Annotated in this window: 1 protein-coding gene; it reads left to right on the forward strand. The window is 32.0% G+C overall.

From position 1 onward, the window contains the following. Positions 1 to 1,030: 1,030 nt before the first annotated feature. A complete protein-coding gene (locus ACMZ6U_RS10240) occupies positions 1,031 to 1,519 on the forward strand; it encodes a sigma-70 family RNA polymerase sigma factor (protein WP_416108321.1) in 489 nt (162 codons plus the stop codon). Positions 1,520 to 1,857 lie beyond the last annotated feature (338 nt).

The raw sequence follows: 1,857 nt of genomic DNA on the forward strand, positions 1-1,857 counted from the left end.
GGTTAGTTGAACCGCCGTGTGCCGAACGGCACGCACGGTGGTGTGAGAGGGGCTAGAAATTAGTCCCTACTCGATTCTCTTTCCGGTTTTCGAGAGACAACCTAAAAGGATCACTCCCCTGACCCTTTTAGTATTCAAAGCGATGAGTATTTTGATTTTCTTCGAGTATAAATAGACAAAGTTTAACAGACTGAAGCTCACATAAATAAAGGCTCTATAGGACTGTAGTGGATTTAACCACTACAGTCTTATAGAGCCATGATTTTCCGACTCTTTATTAGAGTCGGTTTTTTGATTATTCTTAAAATATAGGTATAAACAGAAACTAGAGGTAGTTGGATGACAAAGATAATTTCCATACTCAACTAAAATCAAAAAATAATATAAGATTTCGCAATTTAGAGCGAACGAAGTTAGTCTGATAGGATATTTCCGATGTAGTGGCATGATTAGCGACGGTATAGTTGTCACTAATAACGGAATCCTTGAGACCTAGTCTCAAACATATGGTAATATCAAAAGAAGTTATTTTTTGATATTAACTGAGTATCAATTCTTTTTTGAAAAAGGCACGCCCTAAAGAACATAGAAACAATATCTTTTAACTATTTTTAGTTAAATAGGTAACGAAATAGTAAAAAATTAAGCAATAACCTTGTTTCATATATCAAAAAGAGCAGACTGTTGTGTGTTATGAAATTGCCCATTATTGTAAATATAACATAGATGTAGCTATCATAAATTCACCAAAATTATTATAACCCTTCAAGTTATAACATTCTATTTTAAAGTGTATACAGCAAATTTCAATTGGTGAATGGCTATTAGATTTATTAACTTGTGATGTTGTTAATAATTTTATGATATTTATTTATCTGGCAACGTTTGTTTATGCTTTAAGGGAAAACTATTTGTCGTGGGTATAGATAGTAGTTAGTGATAATTTGTATTTAATATGACATTTATGTCATGGTTTTATCAGATAAGCTTTCTTATAATAGCATTATATTAGAAAAGAGGTGTTTATGTGATGATAGAACAATCATCTTTACAGTATATATCCTTTGAAAGCTTATATAAGCGTGTGCAGCCTATTGTTCATAAATGTCGAAGACAGTATCATATACAGCTTTGGGATTTTGATGATTGGGATCAAGAAGGTATGATTTGTTTATTTCATTTGCTTCAAACTAAAGCAGATTCTTTAGAAAATCCTTCATTTTTCTTTGCTTGTTTTAAGACAAAATTTTCAAATTATTTAAAGGATGTTTTACGATCTCAAGAGAGTGATAAGAGGCGATTGAATCGTCTACCTTATGAAGAAGTTTCTGAGTTAAGTCATTGTATCGCACAAGAGGGGCTGTGTTTAGAAGATTTTGTTATTATGAGAGAGCAATTAGCTTATTTGAAAGAAGTACTTCCTGAATCGCGTCATCATGAAGTTGACTTGCTACTTGCTGGTAATCGATTTAAAGGTCGACGAGCTTTGTTACGGCAATTAAAAGAGTTATGGGATTAGCCTATAAGATTTAGCTAGAGATTAATTTTGGAGAGCTCTGCCGAATGTATAAAACTTATGAGTTTATGATATTTTTGAATTAGTTAACTGTTATTGGGATAGGTAATGTCAGTTGTCTGGTTAGAGAAAAGCGAATAAATGAGTGTCTATAGCCCATTTTACCTAATTTCGAATAAAGTAAAAAGGAAATGATATTTACACCAATATTTAATCGTGTGCGAGTCAAAGTGTAACTTAAAGTTTCATTTTTAAATACAAAAAGGGGTCACTCTATATGTAGAGAAACTCCTTTTTGTATGGCTTTTCATTCTTTAAATAAGTAGTTACGTGTTGATAGG

Origin of the sequence: Streptococcus pluranimalium (assembly GCF_047785745.1) — a bacterium.
GTDB classification, from domain to species: domain Bacteria; phylum Bacillota; class Bacilli; order Lactobacillales; family Streptococcaceae; genus Streptococcus; species Streptococcus pluranimalium_B.